This is a genomic window from Phenylobacterium sp. T106 (genome assembly GCF_057219735.1).
Window position 1 is genome coordinate 1 of record NZ_JBXVWA010000016.1, and the last position, 17,023, is coordinate 17,023.

Sequence of the window (17,023 nt, forward strand, 5' to 3'; positions counted from 1 at the left end):
CCGCCTGAAGGACTGGCGGCGCATCGCTACCCGCTACGACAAACTCGCAGCCGTCTTCGCCGCGACCGTCTACCTCGCCGCCGTCGTCACCTGGTGGACCTGATTGAGTCCGGAACCTAGAGCCTCACCCGTTCAGACGGAACCGTCTGAACGGGAAAATGAGGCTCTAGATCAATAACTTGAGCGCGTTCGGATCCGAAAACCGGTTCCCACTTTTCGGAACGCGCTCTAGACCGGACCGGGACGCCGGAGGCGAAGCAGCCCCCACGCCGCGAAGGCCGCGCCCACCAGGGCCAGCAGGCCTCCATAGGCGGCGAAGGCCCATTGGTAGGTCGACCGCTGCGCCAGCAGGCCGAAGCTCAGCATCAGCACGCTGGTGGAGGCCTGCATCGTCAGGCCCTTCACCGACGCCACGGTCGCCCGCGTCTCGGGTCGCAGGGCATGCTGGAAGCGCGCGTCGGCGTTGGTGTCCACGATCCAGTAGAGGCCGACGAAGGCCATGAGGAAGCCGACCGACCATGCGCGGTAGCTCGCGGCGGCGGCGACGATCGCGAGGCCCGCCAGCATGAGCAGCCCATGCAGCACCCGTGGCGGCAGGTCGCGCAGCCTGTGCGCCAGGGCCGCGGCCACGGCGCCGACGGCCGAGATCGCCGCCACGAACAGGCCGATCGCCGGCTTGGGCAGGCCCACCTCGTGGCCGAACAGCGGCCAGTAGTCGGCGAGCGCCGAGACGACGGACTGCATGGCGGCGATGAAGACGAGCAGGCCGAGGACGCCGGGGAGCCTCGCCGCCTCGCCGGCGCCGCGCCGCAGGTGCGCCAGGTAGCCGCCCCGCCGGACGGCGGTGAGGCGCGGCGCGGGCGGCAGGGCGAGCGCCGCCGCGGCCGCGCCCAGCCCGGTCGCGATGCTGGCCCAGATGAGGGCGTCGTAGCCCAGCGACGCCGCCGCGCCCGCGCCGAGCGCCCCGGCCACCACGCCGGCGAACCTCGCGGCCTGCGTGCGTCCGAAGACGCGGATGTACTCGGCCTCCTGGCCGCGGGCCTTCAGGTCGTCGAAGACCGCCGCCTCGAAGGCGCCGGAGAGGGTGGCGCTCTTCATGCCCCAGAGCATGAGGCCCACGAGGAATCCCCAGAAGTTCGGGAAGGCCAGCCAGACCAGGAACCCCGCGCAGCGCACCACCTGGGCGATCGACATCAGCCAGCGCCGGGAGAAGCGGTCGGCCAGGACGCCGAAGGGCACCTCCAGCACCAGGCAGACCAGCGACCATGCGGCGAGCACCAGGCCGATCTGCGCCGCCGACAGGCCGCGCTCGGCGAACATCACCGTGTAGAACGGGTAGATCAGGACGAAGGCGTCGAGGAACCTCAGCGCGCAGGCGCCGAGGAGAAGCCGGCGCACCTAAGCCAGGAAGCCGGCTTCGGCGAAGTCCAGCATCCGTCGCAGCAGGGCCTCGACGTCGCCCTCGCGAGTCAGTCCGCCGGACAGGTGGTGCAGCCGGTCGAACTCGGCGAAGCGGTTGTTGTGGACCATGCCCAGCACGAAGTGCAGCCGCCAGTAGACGTCTTCCTTGGGCAGGTCGGGCCGCGCCGCCATCAGCGCGCCGGCGAACCGCTCGAGGTGGGAGACGTCGGTCTTCAGGACCTCGCGCATCTCGGCCGTGCCTTCGGACCGGGCGCGGATGATGAACTGCATCGAGATGCGGCGGTCGTTGTCGGGCGCCGCCCAGCGCATGGGCGGGGCGAAGTAGCACTCCAGGATGTCGCGGACGGGCGGCTTGCCGCCGTGGCGGCTGGTGGCCTCGTGCAGCATCCGGGCCCGCTCGCGGTTGAGCTCGCTGGTGCGCCGCCGGAAGATCTCGAACAGCAGCGCGTCCTTGGACCCGAAGTGGTAGTTCACGCTGGCCAGGTTGACGCCCGCCTCGGCGGTGATGTCGCGCACCGAGACGTTCTGGAAGCCGTGCAGCGCGAAGAGGCGCTCGGCGGCGTTGAACACCGCCTGCTTGGTCGCGGCCTGGGCCTCCTCGGTCTCGGCGGCGTCCTGAAGAAGGGGATCGGTCATGCGAATCCCTCGTGCATCCGCCAGCTTAGGCCGAAGCTGGCGCTCAGCGCGACAGCTCCTTCATCGCCTTCTCGAGCCCGTCGATGGTGAGCGGGTACATCCGGTCGCCCACGAGCTGCTTCATCAGGCCGATGGAGGGCGTGTAGTCCCAGTGCCGCTCGGCGGTGGGGTTGAGCCAGACGACCGAGTCGTAGATCTGGCTGACCCGATCCATCCAGACCGCGCCGGCCTCCTCGTTCCAGTGCTCCACCGAGCCGCCGGGATAGGTGATCTCGTAGGGGCTCATGGTCGCGTCGCCCACGAAGATGACCTTGTAGTCGTGCGGGTACTTGTGGAGGATGTCGTAGGTGTTGAGCTTCTCGGTGTGCCGGCGCCGGTTGTCCTTCCACACGCCTTCGTACAGGCAGTTGTGGAAGTAGAAGAACTCCATGTTCTTGAATTCTGAGCGCGCGGCGCTGAACAGCTCCTCACAGATCTTGATGTGGCTGTCCATCGAGCCGCCGACATCCAGGAACAGCAGGACGCTGATCTTGTTCCGGCGCTCGGGCCGCATGTTGATGTCGAGGTAGCCCTTCTCGGCCGTGCCCTTGATGGTCTTGTCCATGTCCAGCTCCTCGACGGAGCCGTCCCGGACCCATTTGCGCAGGCGGCGCAGCGCGACCTTGATGTTGCGGGTGCCCAGCTCGACCTGGTCGTCGAGGTTCTTGTACTCGCGCTTGTCCCAGACCTTGATGGCGCGCCCGTGGCGGCCCTTCTCCTGGCCGACGCGGATGCCCTCGGGGTGGTAGCCGTTGGCGCCGAAGGGGTTCGATCCGTCGGGCCGGCCGCCGCGCTGGCCTTCGCCGTCCTCGCCGTCCTGGCCCTCCTTACGGCGGCGCGCCTGCTCGGCGAGCGCCTCCATCAGCTTCTCGAAGCCGCCCATGGCCTCGATCTGCGCCTTCTCCTCGTCGGTGAGGAACTTGTCGGCGAGCCGCTTCAGCCACTCGGCGGGGATGTCGGCGATCACGTCGTCCGACAGGTTCTCCATGCCCTTGAAGACGTGGCCGAAAACCTTGTCGAACTTGTCGAGGTTCTTCTCGTCCTTCACCAGGGCCGAGCGGGACAGGTAGTAGAAGTCATCGACCGTGCGGTCGATGACCTGCTTGTCCATCGCCTCCATGAGGATGAGGTATTCCTTGAGCGTCACCGGCACCTTGGCTTCGCGGAGCTCGGTGAAGAAGCGCATGAACATGGGGGAGAGCCCCTTGGGGTCGAACGTTCGTTTGAACGCGAAGGATGGGGCGTCGGGCCCCCGATGTCCAGTGCGCGCGGGAGGCGCCGGCGGGCGGGGCGGCGCATGACGCGGACCTGCGACGTCGTGGTCGTGGGGCTCGGCGTGATGGGCGCGGCGGCGATGGCCAGCCTGTCGCGGCGCGCCGCCGTGATCGGGATCGAGCGGGCCGAGCCTGGCCACCTCTGCGGCTCGTCGTGGGGCGAGAGCCGGATGATCCGCCTGTCGAACTTCGAGAACCCCGGCTACGCGCCGCTCGTCCGGCGGTCTGTGGAGCTGTGGGACGACCTGGAGCAGGGCGGCGAGCCCGTGTTCCTGCGGGTGGGCGTGCTCGAGGCGGGGCCGGCCGACGGCGCGCTGATGGCCGGCACGCGCGCGGCCGCCGCGGCCGGGGGCTTTGCCGGAGAACCGCTGACGCCGGCCGAGGCCGGGGAGCGCTTTCCCGCGGTTGCTTTGCCGGCCGGTTGGACCGCCACGCTCCAGCCCGGCGCGGGCCTGCTGCGGGCCGACCTGGGCGTCCGTCGCATGCTGGCCGCGGCGACGGCCCGCGGCGCCGAGATGCTGTGCGGGGTGGGCGTCCGCCAGGTGAGCGACACCGCCTCGGGCGTCACGGTGGTGCTGGACGACGGCGAGCCGATCCAGGCCGCGGCCGCCGTGATCACGGCGGGACAGGAGATCGCCGAGTTGGTCCCGGCGCTCGGGCCGCACCTCCGCGTCCGCCCGCAGGTGCTCGGCTGGTACCGGGCGGAGCGGCCGCAGCTGGTCGGACCGGAACGGCTTCCCGCCTTCGCCTTCGACGATCCGGAGGGCTTCCTCTACGGCTTCCCCGATTTCGCGGGCGCGGGCGTCAAGGCCGGCTTCCACCGCTTCGACGACGATCCTGTCGATCCCGTCACCGAGGCCGAGCGGGTCCGGCGGCATCTGCAGCGCTTCCTGGGGCCGCTGGCTCCGGCGCACCGGATCGGAACCTGCGGCTACACCATCACGCCGGACGAGGAGTTCGTCATCGACCGGGATCCGGACCGCGGCAACGTGTGGTTCGCCTCAGCGTGCTCCGGCCACGGCTTCAAGTTCGCGCCCGCCATCGGCGAGATGCTGGCCGACCTGGCGCTCGGCCGGACGCCCGCATGCGACCCGTCCCCCTATGCGCTGGCCCGGTTCGCCTAGAGCGCCCTAGCCGCGCTCGCTGTCCAGGGACGGCATCATCATCGTGGGATAGCGGTCGCCCGATCCCGAGCCCTTCGGGGCCGCCGCCTCGATCGTCGCCAGCTGCTCGGGCGTGAGCTTGGCCGCGATGCCGCCCAGCGCCTCGGCCAGCCGGGCTCGGGTCCGGGCCCCGACGAGGGGCACGATGTCATCGCCCTGGGCCGCCACCCACGCGATCGCCGCCTGCGCAGGCGTCAGGCCCACGCTCTGCGCCGCCGCCCGCAGCCGCTCGGTGATGGCGAGGTTCTTCGTCAGGTTCTCGCCCTGGAAGCGGGGGGTGAGGGCGCGGAAGTCGCCCTTCGCCGGGTCCAGGTGGCCCAGCCCGTGCCCGCCGATCAGCCCGCGCACCAGGACGCCGTAGGCCGTGATCCCTATCCCCAGCTCGCGGGTGGTCTTCAGCAGGCTGTCCTCGATGCCGCGCGCCAGCAGGCTGTACTCGATCTGCAGGTCCACGATGGGATGGACGGCGGCGGCGCGCCGGATCGTCTCCGAGCCCACCTCCGAGAGGCCGATGTGGCGCACCCAGCCCGCCTGCACGCACTCGGCGATGGCGCCCACCGTGTCCTCGATGGGCACGTTCGGATCCAGGCGCGAGGGCCGGTAGATGTCGATGTGGTCCACGCCCAGCCGCTGCAGGGTGTAGGCGAGCGACGTCTTCACGGCCGCCGGGCGCGCGTCGAACCCGAGGAACGAGCGGTCGGGCGCGCGCTGGCCGCCGAACTTCACGGAGAGCACCAGTCTGTCGCGGGGCAGGGTCCTCAGCGCCTCGCCGATCAGCATCTCGTTGTGGCCCATGCCGTAGAAGTCGCCGGTGTCGACGAGGGTGATCCCGGCCTCCACCGCCGCGGCGATCGTCGCCAGGCTCTCGGCGCGGTCGGCGTCGCCGTAGAAGTCGCTCATCCCCATGGCGCCCAGGCCCAGGGCGGACACCTCGGGCCCCGTCCGGCCCAGCGTTCGCGTGTGCATCGTCGACTCCATCTTCGTCCTGGGGCGACGAGATAGCGGTCGTCGTTCAGCCGGATAACCGGCACAATCGCGCACAAACTGTGCGGGCTATCGAACAATGCAACGCTCGGACCTTACGGCGCTCGACAGCTTCGCCGCGGTGGCCCGCCACCGGAACTTTCGCCGCGCGGCGGTGGAGCTGGGCGTCTCCGCCTCGACCCTGAGCCAGGCGGTGCGCGACCTGGAGGCCCGCCTGAACGTGCGCCTGCTGAACCGGACCACGCGCTCTGTGGCGCCGACGGCGGCCGGGAGGGCCCTCCTCGAGCGGCTGGGACCTGCCCTGGCCGAGATCGCCGACGCCGTCAGCGAGGTGCGTTCGGCGCAGTCCGAGCCCTCGGGGCCGCTGCGCATCAACGCGCCCGAGCCGGCCGTCGAGCTGGTGCTGGCGCCGATGATCGCCGGCTTCCTGGCCGCCTACCCGGCGGTCCGCCTGGAGATCGTGAGCGAGACCGGGTTCATCGACATCGTGGCCGAGGGCTACGACGCGGGCGTGCGCTGGGGCGAGAGCCTGGCGCAGGACATGGTGGCGGTGTCCCTGGGGCCTCCCCAGCGATACGTGGTCGCCGCCGCGCCGGACCTGGTCGCGCGGGTCGGCGCTCCACGACATCCGCGCGACCTCCTGGAGCGGCCGTGCCTGCGCAATCGCTTCCCGAGCGGGGCCATGCCGCCCTGGGAATTCGAGAAGGCCGGGGAGACGGTGCGGGTCTCGCCGACGGGCCCGCTGGTGGCCAGCGGTCCGGGCGCCCTGATCCGCGCGGCCCTGGACGGGCTGGGCTTCGTGGCGTTGTTCGACGGCTATGTGGTCCCGCACCTGGCGAGCGGGCGGCTGGTGGAGGTGCTCGCCGACTGGTCCGAACCCTTCCCGGGCCCGTTCCTCTACTACCCCAGCCGGCGCACCCTGCCCTCGGCGCTGCGCGCGTTCGTCGACTACGTCCGGGCCGAGCGGCGGGGCTAGGCCTCGGCCGCCTCGACCGCCTTCAGCTTGCGCCACACCGTCATGCGCGAGACGCCCAACCGGCGGGCGATCTCGACCGGGCCGACGCCGGCGCGCTGAAGGGCGTGGATCTCGTCGGCGGCGGCGGCCGGCCGGCGCCGACGTGCGCCCCCGGTGGGCTCGATGGCGGCGACGGCCTCGAGGACCGCGCGCAGCGTACGCCCGCTCTCGCCCCGGCTGGTGAGCCCCGGGTGCAGGACGACCAGGGCGGCGTTCCGGCGCTCGAGACGATCCAGGGCGTCGAGCAGGCCGCGCGCGCCGGGCGCGAGGCACTCGAGGCGCGTGACCACCAGCTCATCGCCCGCGCCGATGAACTCCAGGATCGAGGTCAGCGTCTGACCGTCGCCGCCGGGCTCTTCGGCGCGCACCACCTGACAGCCCGCGGCCTTGAGGGCCGTGGTGTCGTCGTGGGCGCTCGCGTCCCGCAGCCGAACGTAACCGATCCTCAGCATCCCCACCGCCGATATCGTGACCCGCCGAATACCGTTCAACGTCCCAAACAGTGGCCGTATCGCCAAGATGCACAAAGGTTAAATCGCAGCAATGAAAGCTTAGAGCTCGTGCAGATTGCGGCAAGAATGTGTCGCAAATGCGTGAACTGTGGCGGCTAGCCAGAAAAACTATTGCCGCTTCGACGAAGGATGAACTCGCGGTCCACTGTACGGCCGACCTTGAATCCGTATTCGCCGACCTTCGCGAACCCGTGGCGCTCGTAGAACCGTTGCGCGCCGTAGTTCTCGGACCAGACGCCGATCCACACGTCCCGGGAGCCGCCGGCCTGGAGCCAGGCCATGACCTCGGCGAACAGGCGGCCGCCCACGCCGGCGCCCTGACGATCCTTCACGAAGTAGATGCGCTTGAGTTCGCCGCAGGCCGGCGTGACGTCGTCGTGGGGCAGGGCGCATGGGCCGGCCAGCGCGTATCCGATGGGGCGGTCGCCGTCCTCCACCAGCCACAGCGCCTTGGCCGGATCGGCCAGGTCGGCGCGGGTCCGCTCCAGGCTGTAGGCCTCGACCAGGTAGTCGGCGAGGTCGGCCGGGTCGTAGAGGTGGGCGAAGGTGTCGCTGAACGTGCGCGCGCCGAGCTCGGCGAGGATTTCGGCGTCCTCGGGTCGCGCCCGCCGGATCACAGGACCCGCCGCGGCGGAAGTTGGGTTAGGATGCAGCATGACCGTCGCCCTCTACACCCACCTCGACATGTTCGACCACCGGCCCGGCGAACGTCATCCCGAGCGGCCCGAACGACTCAAGGCTGTGGCCGACGCCCTGTCGGACTCCGACCTGGACCTCGCGCCGAACGATGCCCCGCTCGTCGACGAGGCGGATCTCCTGCGGGTGCACGACAAGGCCTACCTGGACGACGTCGGCGCGCGCGCGCCGACCAGCGGCCGGCTGGTGCTGGATCCCGACACCGCGATGTCCTCGGGCAGCCTCACCGCCGCGCGCCGCGCCGCGGGCGCCGTGGTCCAGGCCGTGCGCGACGTGGCCGCCGGCAAGGCGGAGCGGGCGTTCTGCGCCGTCCGACCGCCGGGCCATCACGCCGAACCCGGGCTGCCGATGGGGTTCTGCATCTTCTCGAACGTCGCGGTGGCCGCGCGCGTCGCCCAGGCGTCGGGGTTCCAGAAGGTCGCCGTCGTCGACTTCGACATCCACCATGGCAACGGGACCCAGGCCGCGCTCGGCGGCCGCCCGGGTCTGTTCTTCGCCTCCATCCAGTCCTGGCCCATGTGGCCCGGGACCGGGCACCCCTCGGAGCCGGTTGCGGACAACATCGTGAACACGGTCTCGCCCGAAGGCGCGCCCGCCGCGGTCTGGCGCAAGGCGTTCGAGCAGCTGATGGACCGGGTGGACGCCTTCGCGCCCGACCTGATTCTCGTCTCAGCCGGCTTCGACGCCCACGCCCGCGATCCCGTGGGCGGCGGCGGCCAGAGCCTGGAGGAGACCGACTTCGCCTGGGCGACGCGGGCCATCGCGGACGTGGCCAACCGGCGCGCGAAGGGGCGGGTTGTGTCCTCCCTCGAGGGCGGCTACGACCTCCAGGCTCTGGGCCGTTCGGCGCTCGCGCACGTCAGAGCCCTCGGCGAGGGGTAGGGGCGAACACCGGCCGTGCACATTCCGGATCCATGGCCAGCGTCCTGACCGAAGAGAAGACGGCCCCGCCGCTGCGGCACGGCGCGATCATCCTGGCGCGCCACGGGGAGCCGCACGTGTCGCGCAAGGTGCGGCTCTCGGCGTCCGAGTACCGCACCTTCTGGGCCAACTACGAACTGCTCGGGCTGCTGCCCGGCCAGACGCCGCCCGAGGCGCTGCGCCGCTTCGTCGACGAGTGCGGGACGCTGGTGTCGTCGACCCGCCTGCGCGCCATCGAAAGCGCCCAGACCCTGGCCGGCGAGCGCATGTTCGAGCGCCATGACCTGCTGATCGAGGCGCCGCTGCCGCCCCCGAACCTGCCCCGGTGGCTGAGGCTGTCGCCCCGGATCTGGGGCTTCCTCGCCCGCTTCTGGTGGTGGTTCTTCGATCACCACGAGGGCCAGGAGCGGCGCAGCGAGGCCGAGATCCGCGCCGACCGCGCCGCCGCCATGCTCATCGGCCTCGCCGCCGGAGGCGAGAACGTCGTGGTCCTGGCCCACGGCTTCTTCAACTACATGATCGGCCGCTCCCTGCGCCGGCTCGGGTGGCGGCTCGTGAAGAGCGAGGGCTACAAGTACTGGTCCATGCGCCGGTTCGAGCGCGGCTGAGGGGATGGATTCGCCGGCGTCCCGCGCCTAAAGGAGCAGCCATGTCCGAGCCCGCCGACATCGCCGCCATGAGCTTCGAGACCGCGCTCTCCGAACTGGAGCAGATCGTCGGCCGCCTGGAGTCCGGCCAGGCGCCGCTTGAGGACTCGATCCGCCTCTACGAGCGTGGGGCCGCCCTGAAGGCGCACTGCGAACAGAAGCTCAAGGAGGCGAGCCTGCGGGTCGAGAAGATCGTCATGGGCGCCGGCGGGACGCCCGGCGTCGAACCCGCAGAGTTCGGCTGATGGATCTCTCCCGCCGGGTGGCCGAGGCTGCCGACCTGGTCACCGTGGCGCTGGACGAACTGCTGCCGCGCGCCGACGGGCCCGAGGCGCGGCTCACCGAGGCCATGCGCTATGCGGCGCTGAGCGAAGGCAAGCGGCTGCGCACCTTCTTCGCCCTGGAGACCGGGCGGATGTTCGACCTGGACGAGACCTCGGTGCTGCGCGCCGCCTGCGCGCTGGAGTGCATCCACGCCTACAGCCTGGTCCATGACGACCTGCCCTGCATGGACGACGACGACCTGCGCCGCGGCCGGCCGACGGTGCACCGCGCCTACGACGAGATGACGGCCGTGCTGGCGGGCGACGCCCTGCAGGCGGCCGCCTTCGAGATCCTGGCCCACCCCGACACCCATCCCGACGGCGGCGTACGGGCCGAACTGGTGGCCAAGCTGGCGCTCGCGGCCGGCGCGCGGGGCATGGTGGGCGGCCAGATGATCGACATGCTGGGCGTTCGCGACGACCTGGGCGGCGTGGCCCGGATGCAGCGGCTGAAAACGGGCGCCCTGATCACCTGCGCCTTCGAGCTGCCGTTGGTGCTGGCGCACGCGCAGGAGGCCGAGCGGCACGCCCTGCTGAACTTCGCCCACGACCTGGGACTGGGCTACCAGATCGTGGACGACCTGCTGGACGCCGAGGGCAGCGAGGAATCCGTGGGCAAGGCCGTCGGCAAGGACGCCTCGAAGGGGAAGGCCAACTTCGTGACGCTTCTGGGCGTCGAGGCGGCGCGCGAACGCCTCGGGCTGCTCAAGTCCCAGACAAAAAGTCACCTGGATGCGTTCGGGCCGCGGGCTGATTTCCTGCGAGCGAGCGTCGATTTCGTGCTAGAGCGCCGCACCTGAGCCCGAGGACGTAGCGTTGCCTGAAACACCCCTGCTCGACACCGTTTCCTCGCCGGCCGACACCCGAAAGTTCTCGATCGCCCAGCTGCGGCAGCTGGCGGACGAACTGCGGGCCGAGACCATCGATGCGGTGTCGCAGACCGGCGGGCACCTGGGCGCGGGCCTCGGGGTGGTCGAGCTGACGGTGGCCCTGCACCACGTCTACGAGACGCCGCAGGACATCCTGATCTGGGACGTGGGCCACCAGGCCTATCCGCACAAGATCCTCACCGGGCGGCGGAGCCGCATCCGCACCCTGCGCCAGGGCGGCGGCCTCTCGGGGTTCACCAAGCGCAGCGAAAGCGAGTACGACCCCTTCGGCGCGGCCCACGCCGCCACGTCGATCTCGGCCGCCCTGGGCTTCGCCGCCGCGCGCGACGCCGACGGCCGGGAAAACAAGGTGGTGGCTGTCATCGGCGACGGTTCGATGAGCGCCGGCATGGCCTACGAGGCCATGAACAACGCCTGCGAGACGACCAAGCAGCTCACCGTCATCCTCAACGACAACGACATGTCGATCGCCCCGCCGGTGGGCGGGATGAGCGCCTACTTCGCCCGGCTCGTCTCCGGGGGCGGCTACCAGTCGATCCGCAACCTCGGCAAGTCGGTGGCCAAGGCCTTCCCGCGGCCGATGCGCGAGGCGGCCCGCAAGGCCGAGGAGTTCGCCCGCGGCATGGTGACCGGCGGCACGCTCTTCGAGGAGCTGGGCTTCTACTACGTCGGGCCGATCGACGGGCACGACATGGACGCCCTGGTCCACGTGCTGCAGAACGCCCGCAAGATCGACGACAAGCCGGTGCTCGTCCACGTGGTCACCCACAAGGGCAAGGGCTATGCGCCGGCGGAAAATGCGGCCGACAAGTACCACGGCGTGGTCAAGTTCGACGTGGTCACCGGCCAGCAGGCCAAGGGGCAGCCCGGCGCGCCGCAGTACACCAAGGTGTTCGCGCAGGAGCTGATCAAGCACGCCGAGCGCGATCCCAAGATCATGGCCATCACCGCCGCCATGCCGTCGGGGACCGGCCTGGACCTGTTCGGGCAGAAGTTCCCGGAGCGCACCTTCGACGTGGGCATCGCCGAGCAGCACGCGGTGACGTTCGCGGCCGGCCTCGCGGCCGACGGCATGAAGCCGTTCTGCGCGATCTATTCGACCTTCCTGCAGCGCGGCTACGACCAGGTCGTCCACGACGTGGCGATCCAGGGGCTGCCCGTCCGCTTCGCCCTCGACCGCGCAGGCCTGGTGGGCGCCGACGGCGCCACCCACGCGGGCTCCTTCGACATCGGCTTCCTGGGCCAACTCCCGGGCATGGTGGTGATGGGGCCGTCCGACGAGGCCGAGCTCGCCGCGGCGATCGCCACCGCGGTCGCGATCGACGACCGACCGTCCGCCTTCCGCTATCCCCGCGGCGAGGGCCTGGGCGTCGCGATCCCAGAGCTTGCCAAACCGCTGGAGATCGGCCGGGGCCGCATCGTGCGCGAGGGGACGGCGGTCGCCATCCTGTCGTTCGGCACGCGCCTGGGCGAGAGCCTGAAGGCCGCCGACATGCTGGCCGCCCGCGGGCTGTCCGCCACGGTCGCCGACGCCCGCTTCGCCAAGCCCCTGGACCTGGACCTGCTGCTGCGCCTGGCGCGCGAGCACGAGGCGCTGATCACCGTCGAGGAAGGCTCGATGGGCGGCTTCGGGGCGTTCGTCCTGCATGCGCTCGCCGAGCACGGCGCGCTGGACCGCGGCCTGAAGATCCGCACGCTCATGCTGCCCGACATCTTCCAGGACCACGACAAGCCCGAGGCGATGTACGCCCAGGCTGGCCTCGACGCCGAGGGCATCGTGCGCGGCGCCCTGTCTGCGCTGGGCGCCGACAACGCCAGCGTCGCCGGGCGGCGCGCCTGAGTCCCGACAGCGAATGCTTAGCTTCCGAGAGGTCATCGCTGCGCTGACCCCCACGGGCGCGGCCTACGAAATCGAGGCGCCCGAGGGCTGGCGCCAGGGCCGCACGCTCTACGGCGGGATCACCGCCGCCCTGTGCGCGGCGGCCTCGGCGGGGGCTCATCCGGGGCTGCCGCCGCTGCGCTCGGCGCAGGTGGCGCTTGTCGGTCCGGCCGGCGGCCGGATTCGGTTCGAACCCACGCTCCTGCGTCAGGGGAGATCCGCCACGGTGGTCAGCGTCGACGCGACGGGCGAGGCCGGCATGGCTGCGCGGGCGCTCTTCACCTACGGAGCGGCGCGCGAGAGCGCCGTGCGGCACGACGCGCCACGGGCGCCGGCGGTTCCCCCGCCCGAGGACTGCCCGGACTACTTCCCGAAGGGCGGCTTCGCCCCGGGCTTCTCCGGCAACTTCGAGGCCCGGCTGGCCTCCGGCGCGCGGCCGTTGACGCCCGGCGCCGACCCCGACGTCGCGATCTGGGTGCGTCACGCGGCCGACGCCGGCGACGAGGTGGAGCTGGCGCTGCTGGCCCTGGCCGACGTTCCGCCGCCCGCGGCGATGATCGCCTTCGCCCAGCCGGCGCCGATCAGCACGGCGACCTGGAGCCTGGACGTCTTCCAGCCCATCGGCGGCTCGGCCGGCGATTGGCGCCTGCTGCGGTCGATCAGCGAGCAGGCGGCCGACGGCTATTCGCTGCAGGCGATGGAGGTGTTCGACACCGCCGGCCGCCGCGTGGCCGCGGCGCGCCAGCTGGTGGCGATCTTCGCCTGAAGCCTAGGCGGCCGCCCGTCAGAACGGGCTGAACCGCTCCAGCAGGCTCTGGCCCGCCGGCGTCTTCTGCACGCGATGGATGTCGCCCCGGCCGCCGTAGCTGATGCGGGCCTCGGCGATCTGGGTGTGGCGGATGGTGTTGGCCGAGGAGATGTCTTCGGGCCGAACGACGCCGGCCACGGTGAGCTGGCGCAGGTCGGTGTTGGTGCGCACCTCCTGGGTGCCCTGGATCATCATGTTGCCGTTGGGCAGCACGCCGGTGACCACGGCCGCGATCGTCAGGCTGATCTTCTCCGAGCGGTTCACCGCGCCGGTCCCGGCGTTGTTCGTCGCCGAATTGGTCTCGATGGCGTTCGCGGGGTCGAATCCGCCCGGCAGGATTTTCCCGAGGGTCGACTCCAGGCCCAGCAGGTGCGGCACCCCGGCCTGCACGCCCGAGGTGCGTGAGCTGGACGTGGAGTTCGTGACCTTGGCGCTGTCGTCGATGTCGATCTGCACCGTCAGGATGTCGCCCACGCGGCTGGCGCGCTGGTCGTTGAAGAACGCGCGGGCGCCGACGCGCCACAGCGAATTGGCGCTGGCGGGCTGGGGAGACGGCTCGCGCACCGAGACGAACTGCTGGGTCTGCGGGACCAGAGCGGCGGGGTAGCCCACCGGCGCCAGTTCCGGGCCCTTCACGGCCTCCTTGATGGTCGAGCAGGCGGCGAGGGGGGCCATGGCGGCGATGGCGAGGAGGCGCAGGCGCATGTGGGTGTCCTTCAGCGTGCGGCGTAGCGGGTGGAGCGGGTGAGCTTCAGCTCTTCCGCCTCCGGTCCGACCGCGGCCTGGCCGGGTCCGCTGACCACGGCCTGGACGGTCTTCTTCGACGTGACGTTCTGCACGTTGATGGTCTCGCCGACGGCGCCGGCGCTCAGCGCCTTGGCCTGCAGGGACAGCGAGACGCCCTGATTGTCGTAGGTGAGGGTTACCGTGTCGTTCGCCTTGACCACCTGCGGCGCCGAGACGTCGCGGCCCATGGCGACCGCGCCCGCCCGCAGCGGCCGACGGGCGGCGAGACCGATCAGCGCCTCGGCGTCCGAGGGCGTGTCGGCCGGGGCGGCGGCCACCTTGGCCCAGATCAGGTCCTGCGGCTGGACGATCTCGCCCGTGGCGATCGAACGGGCCCAGGTCAGCACTTCGACGTTGCCGCGCGCCGCGACCGCGCCGGGGGCGGCGCCCACCACGACGATCGAGGCGAGGCCCTGGGCGTTGGCCCAGTCGAGGCCGGCGCGCGCGGCGGCTGCGCGCACGGCGCGGGCGTTGAGCATGACGGACGCGCCGGTGCGCGTGGCGACCGGGGTGCGGCCCGCGGCCCCGGCGCCCTCGAAGATCTCCCCCAGGGTGACGACGCCGTCGTCGTCCAGCGCCTGGGCCTTCAGCGTGACCGGGACGGCCGCGACGGCGGGCGCGGCGGCGACGATGAAGGCGGCTGCGAGCGCGATCGCCTTCATGGCTTACGCCTTCACCTGGTTGGCCGTGGCCAGCATGTTGTCGGCCGTCGAGATGACCTTCGAGTTCATCTCGTAGGCGCGCTGGGCGACGATCAGGGCGGTGATCTCGGCCACCGCGTCGACGTTGGAGGCTTCCGTGTAGCCCTGCACCAGGGTCCCGATGCCGGTGGAACCGGCCGTGCCGGTGGTCGGCGCGCCCGAGGCCGCCGTCTCCTTGTAGAGGTTGCCGCCCAGGGCCTGCAGCCCGCCGTCGTTGACGAAGGTGGCGAGCTCCATGACGCCGACGATACTGGGCGTGGTCTGGCCCGCCTGCTGCACCTGCACCTGGCCGGTCGCCGAGATGGTGACCGACACCGCGTCGCTGGGGATCGCGATGGCCGGCTGCACCTGGTAGCCGTCCTGGGTGACGAGCTGGCCCTGGTCGTTGACCGAGAAGTTGCCGGCCCGCGTGTACGCGGTCTCGCCGGAGGGCAGCAGCACCTGGAAGTAGCCGCGGCCGTCGATCGCGAGGTCGTACTGGTTGTCCGTGCGGGTCAGCGAGCCCTGGGTGCCCACGCGGTAGACCGCGCCCGCCTTCACGCCCGCGCCCACCTGGACCCCGGTCGGCACGATCGTGCCCTGGTCGGAGGACTGCGTCCCGGCCGCCTCGAAGGTCTGGTAGAGCAGGTCCTGGAACTCGGCGCGCTGACGCTTGAACGCCACCGTGTTCATGTTGGCGATGTTGTTCGAGATGACCTCGACGTTCATCTGCTGGGCGGCCATGCCGGTGGCCGCGGTGCGGAGCGCTTGCATCAGTCTTCAGTCCTTCACTGCAGCTTGCCGAGGCGATCGACCGCGCGACGGGTGAGGTCGCCCTGGGAGTCCATCATCCGGGCTGTGCTTTCGTAGGCCCGGCTCACCTCGACCATGCGGGTGATCTCCAGGACCGGTTTGACGTTGGAGCCTTCCAGGTGGCCCTGCCGCAGCTTCGCCACGTCGGCGGCCGGCTCGGGCTGGAGGTTGGAGGCGTTGCGGTAGAGGTTGTCGCCGGCCTTTTCGAGCGCCCCGGCGTTGGCGAACTTGAGCATACCCACCTTGCCGACGCGCTCGGCGCCCTGGCTCATCGAGCCGTCGGCGCCGATGGAGACCTGCCCCTTCTCGGGATCGATCACGATCTCGCCGCCGCTCTCGTCCGCCACGGGATAGCCCGCCTGGGTGACCAGCCGGCCGTTGGTGTCGGTCGTAAAGCGGCCGTCGCGGGTGAAGCGCGGGCCGTTCGGGGTCTGCACCTGGAAGAAGCCCTGGCCCTCGATGGCCATGTCGAGCTCGCCGCCGGTCTTGGTCAGCGCGCCCTGGCCGAAGTTGCGCGCCACGCCGTCGGCGGAGACGAACTTGATGGGCCGCGGGCCGCCTTCGGTCTTCGCCGGCGGGGCGGGGGTGGTCTTGTGCAGCAGCGACTCGACCTTGAACCCCGTGGTGTCCACGTTGGCGATGTTGTTGGCGATGATGTCCATCTCCCGACGCAGGAGCATCTGGCGCGAGAGACCGATGTAGATGGCGTTGTCCATCAGGACCCCGAAAGCGTGCGACGTTTCGCCGGTTTGGCGTGCAAGCTTCGGGCCAACTGAAAAATCGCGAAAAAACAACAACTAAGAAAGTTAACGGCGGCCGAGCGGCGGATTCTGCCGGGCAGGATTCGCGCCCGTTAAGACCTGTTAAAAACTGCTTCTTAACTAAACGGGGCCATTGCTGGTCGCGCCGACAACGGGGGCGCACGCGTGGCGAAGAAGGAGAAGAAGCCGAAGGAGGCCGAGGGCGAAGCCCCGGAGGCCGCCGAAGGCGCGGAGGGCGAGGCCCCCGCCAAGAAGAAACTCCCGCTCAAGATGCTCATCATCGCGGGCGCGGCCGCGCTCGTCGTCCTCGGGGGCGGCGGGACGGCCGCCTTCATCTTCCTGAAGCCCAAGCCGGACGAGGCCCACGCCGAGAAGGGCAAGGAGAAGAAGGAAAAGAAGGACAAGAAGAAGGACGAGAAGGGCAAGGAAGGCGAGAAGGGCGCGGCCGTGGTCCGCGAAGGCCCTGACGGCGTCGTCTTCTACACCCTTCCGGACGTGGTCGTGAACATGCAGACCGCCGACGGCAAACCCACCTTCCTGAAGCTGAAGCTCACGCTCGAGCTGCCCGACGAGGGCGCCGTCGAGGAGCTGGATCCGGCGATGCCCCGGCTCCAGGACATGTTCCAGACCTTCCTGCGCGAGCTGCGTCCGGAGGATCTCTCGGGATCCCAGGGCAGCTACCAGCTGCGCATGGAGATCCTGCGCCGCGTGAACCTGGCCATCGCCCCGTCGCGGGCCAATGCGGTGCTCATCGAGGAGATGCTGATCAACTAG

At 70.8% G+C, this 17,023-nt stretch carries 19 protein-coding genes and 1 pseudogene; 10 read left to right on the forward strand and 10 right to left on the reverse strand.

Annotation, left to right across the window (positions count from 1 at the left end; translation table 11 throughout):
* Positions 1–103, forward strand: a pseudogene (locus tag AC2D8W_RS21985) (IS5/IS1182 family transposase); the annotation flags it as partial.
* A 125-nt stretch (positions 104–228) separates the two neighbouring features.
* On the opposite strand, the gene AC2D8W_RS21990 reads toward AC2D8W_RS21985, so the two are convergent.
* The 3 genes from AC2D8W_RS21990 to AC2D8W_RS22000 are packed head-to-tail and all read right to left on the reverse strand — an operon-like array spanning position 229 to position 3,289.
* A complete protein-coding gene (locus tag AC2D8W_RS21990; protein ID WP_484673327.1) occupies positions 229–1,398 on the reverse strand; it encodes an MFS transporter in 1,170 nt (389 codons plus the stop codon).
* The gene (locus AC2D8W_RS21995) at positions 1,399–2,058 is read right to left on the reverse strand and encodes a TetR/AcrR family transcriptional regulator (protein WP_293480635.1); all 660 of its coding nucleotides are present in this window, start codon (positions 2,056–2,058) and stop codon (positions 1,399–1,401) included.
* Between the two features lie 43 nt (positions 2,059–2,101).
* Complete coding sequence (locus AC2D8W_RS22000) at positions 2,102–3,289, reverse strand: vWA domain-containing protein (protein WP_293480637.1); 1,188 nt, start codon at positions 3,287–3,289, stop codon at positions 2,102–2,104.
* Between the two features lie 105 nt (positions 3,290–3,394).
* On the opposite strand from AC2D8W_RS22000, the gene solA reads away from it, so the two are divergent.
* Positions 3,395–4,495 (forward strand): N-methyl-L-tryptophan oxidase, encoded by a 1,101-nt coding sequence (solA, locus tag AC2D8W_RS22005; RefSeq protein ID WP_484673328.1) that lies wholly within the window; start codon positions 3,395–3,397, stop codon positions 4,493–4,495.
* A gap of 6 nt (positions 4,496–4,501) precedes the next feature.
* Here solA and AC2D8W_RS22010 read toward each other — a convergent pair whose 3' ends face one another.
* Positions 4,502–5,500 carry an aldo/keto reductase gene (locus AC2D8W_RS22010; RefSeq protein ID WP_484673329.1) on the reverse strand — a complete coding sequence of 333 codons (999 nt, stop codon included), beginning with the start codon at positions 5,498–5,500 and terminating at the stop codon, positions 4,502–4,504.
* A gap of 97 nt (positions 5,501–5,597) precedes the next feature.
* Between AC2D8W_RS22010 and AC2D8W_RS22015 the strand changes: the two genes are divergently transcribed.
* Entirely contained in the window at positions 5,598–6,494 is an 897-nt protein-coding gene (locus AC2D8W_RS22015) for a LysR family transcriptional regulator (RefSeq protein ID WP_484673330.1), read from the forward strand.
* On the opposite strand, the gene AC2D8W_RS22020 is transcribed toward AC2D8W_RS22015, so the two are convergent.
* Positions 6,491–6,985, reverse strand: coding sequence for a recombinase family protein (locus AC2D8W_RS22020; RefSeq protein ID WP_484673331.1), 495 nt, complete (start codon positions 6,983–6,985; stop codon positions 6,491–6,493). The two genes, AC2D8W_RS22015 and AC2D8W_RS22020, sit on opposite strands and share 4 nt — an antisense overlap.
* A 155-nt stretch (positions 6,986–7,140) precedes the next feature.
* A complete protein-coding gene (locus AC2D8W_RS22025) occupies positions 7,141–7,701 on the reverse strand; it encodes a GNAT family N-acetyltransferase (protein ID WP_484673332.1) in 561 nt (186 codons plus the stop codon).
* On the opposite strand from AC2D8W_RS22025, the gene AC2D8W_RS22030 reads away from it, so the two are divergent.
* The 6 genes from AC2D8W_RS22030 to AC2D8W_RS22055 are packed head-to-tail and all read left to right on the forward strand — an operon-like array spanning position 7,700 to position 13,167.
* Positions 7,700–8,623 (forward strand): histone deacetylase family protein, encoded by a 924-nt coding sequence (locus AC2D8W_RS22030; RefSeq protein WP_484673333.1) that lies wholly within the window; start codon positions 7,700–7,702, stop codon positions 8,621–8,623. The two genes, AC2D8W_RS22025 and AC2D8W_RS22030, sit on opposite strands and share 2 nt — an antisense overlap.
* Before the next feature lie 32 nt (positions 8,624–8,655).
* A complete protein-coding gene (locus AC2D8W_RS22035) occupies positions 8,656–9,270 on the forward strand; it encodes a histidine phosphatase family protein (RefSeq protein ID WP_484673334.1) in 615 nt (204 codons plus the stop codon).
* Between the two features lie 41 nt (positions 9,271–9,311).
* Complete coding sequence (locus AC2D8W_RS22040) at positions 9,312–9,554, forward strand: exodeoxyribonuclease VII small subunit (protein WP_293480652.1); 243 nt, start codon at positions 9,312–9,314, stop codon at positions 9,552–9,554.
* Positions 9,554–10,432 carry a polyprenyl synthetase family protein gene (locus tag AC2D8W_RS22045; protein ID WP_484673335.1) on the forward strand — a complete coding sequence of 293 codons (879 nt, stop codon included), beginning with the start codon at positions 9,554–9,556 and terminating at the stop codon, positions 10,430–10,432. Before AC2D8W_RS22040 ends, AC2D8W_RS22045 begins: the two co-directional genes overlap by 1 nt.
* 16 nt (positions 10,433–10,448) lie before the next feature.
* On the forward strand, positions 10,449–12,362 hold the full coding sequence (gene dxs, locus AC2D8W_RS22050) for a 1-deoxy-D-xylulose-5-phosphate synthase (RefSeq protein WP_484673336.1): 1,914 nt from the start codon (positions 10,449–10,451) through the stop codon (positions 12,360–12,362).
* Between the two features lie 13 nt (positions 12,363–12,375).
* Positions 12,376–13,167, forward strand: a complete 792-nt coding sequence (locus tag AC2D8W_RS22055) for a thioesterase family protein (protein WP_484673337.1) — start codon at positions 12,376–12,378, stop codon at positions 13,165–13,167.
* An 18-nt stretch (positions 13,168–13,185) separates the two neighbouring features.
* On the opposite strand, the gene flgH is transcribed toward AC2D8W_RS22055, so the two are convergent.
* The 4 genes from flgH to flgF are packed head-to-tail and all read right to left on the reverse strand — an operon-like array spanning position 13,186 to position 16,204.
* Positions 13,186–13,914, reverse strand: a complete 729-nt coding sequence (flgH, locus tag AC2D8W_RS22060) for a flagellar basal body L-ring protein FlgH (RefSeq protein ID WP_293480658.1) — start codon at positions 13,912–13,914, stop codon at positions 13,186–13,188.
* A gap of 11 nt (positions 13,915–13,925) precedes the next feature.
* Positions 13,926–14,657 carry a flagellar basal body P-ring formation chaperone FlgA gene (gene flgA, locus AC2D8W_RS22065; protein ID WP_484673338.1) on the reverse strand — a complete coding sequence of 244 codons (732 nt, stop codon included), beginning with the start codon at positions 14,655–14,657 and terminating at the stop codon, positions 13,926–13,928.
* Between the two features lie 3 nt (positions 14,658–14,660).
* Positions 14,661–15,449, reverse strand: coding sequence for a flagellar basal-body rod protein FlgG (flgG, locus tag AC2D8W_RS22070; protein WP_293480662.1), 789 nt, complete (start codon positions 15,447–15,449; stop codon positions 14,661–14,663).
* Positions 15,450–15,463: 14 nt separating this feature from the next.
* Positions 15,464–16,204, reverse strand: coding sequence for a flagellar basal-body rod protein FlgF (gene flgF / locus AC2D8W_RS22075; protein ID WP_484673339.1), 741 nt, complete (start codon positions 16,202–16,204; stop codon positions 15,464–15,466).
* Positions 16,205–16,414: 210 nt separating this feature from the next.
* Here flgF and AC2D8W_RS22080 point away from each other — a divergent pair, with 210 nt between their 5' ends.
* Positions 16,415–17,023, forward strand: a complete 609-nt coding sequence (locus AC2D8W_RS22080) for a flagellar basal body-associated FliL family protein (RefSeq protein WP_293480666.1) — start codon at positions 16,415–16,417, stop codon at positions 17,021–17,023.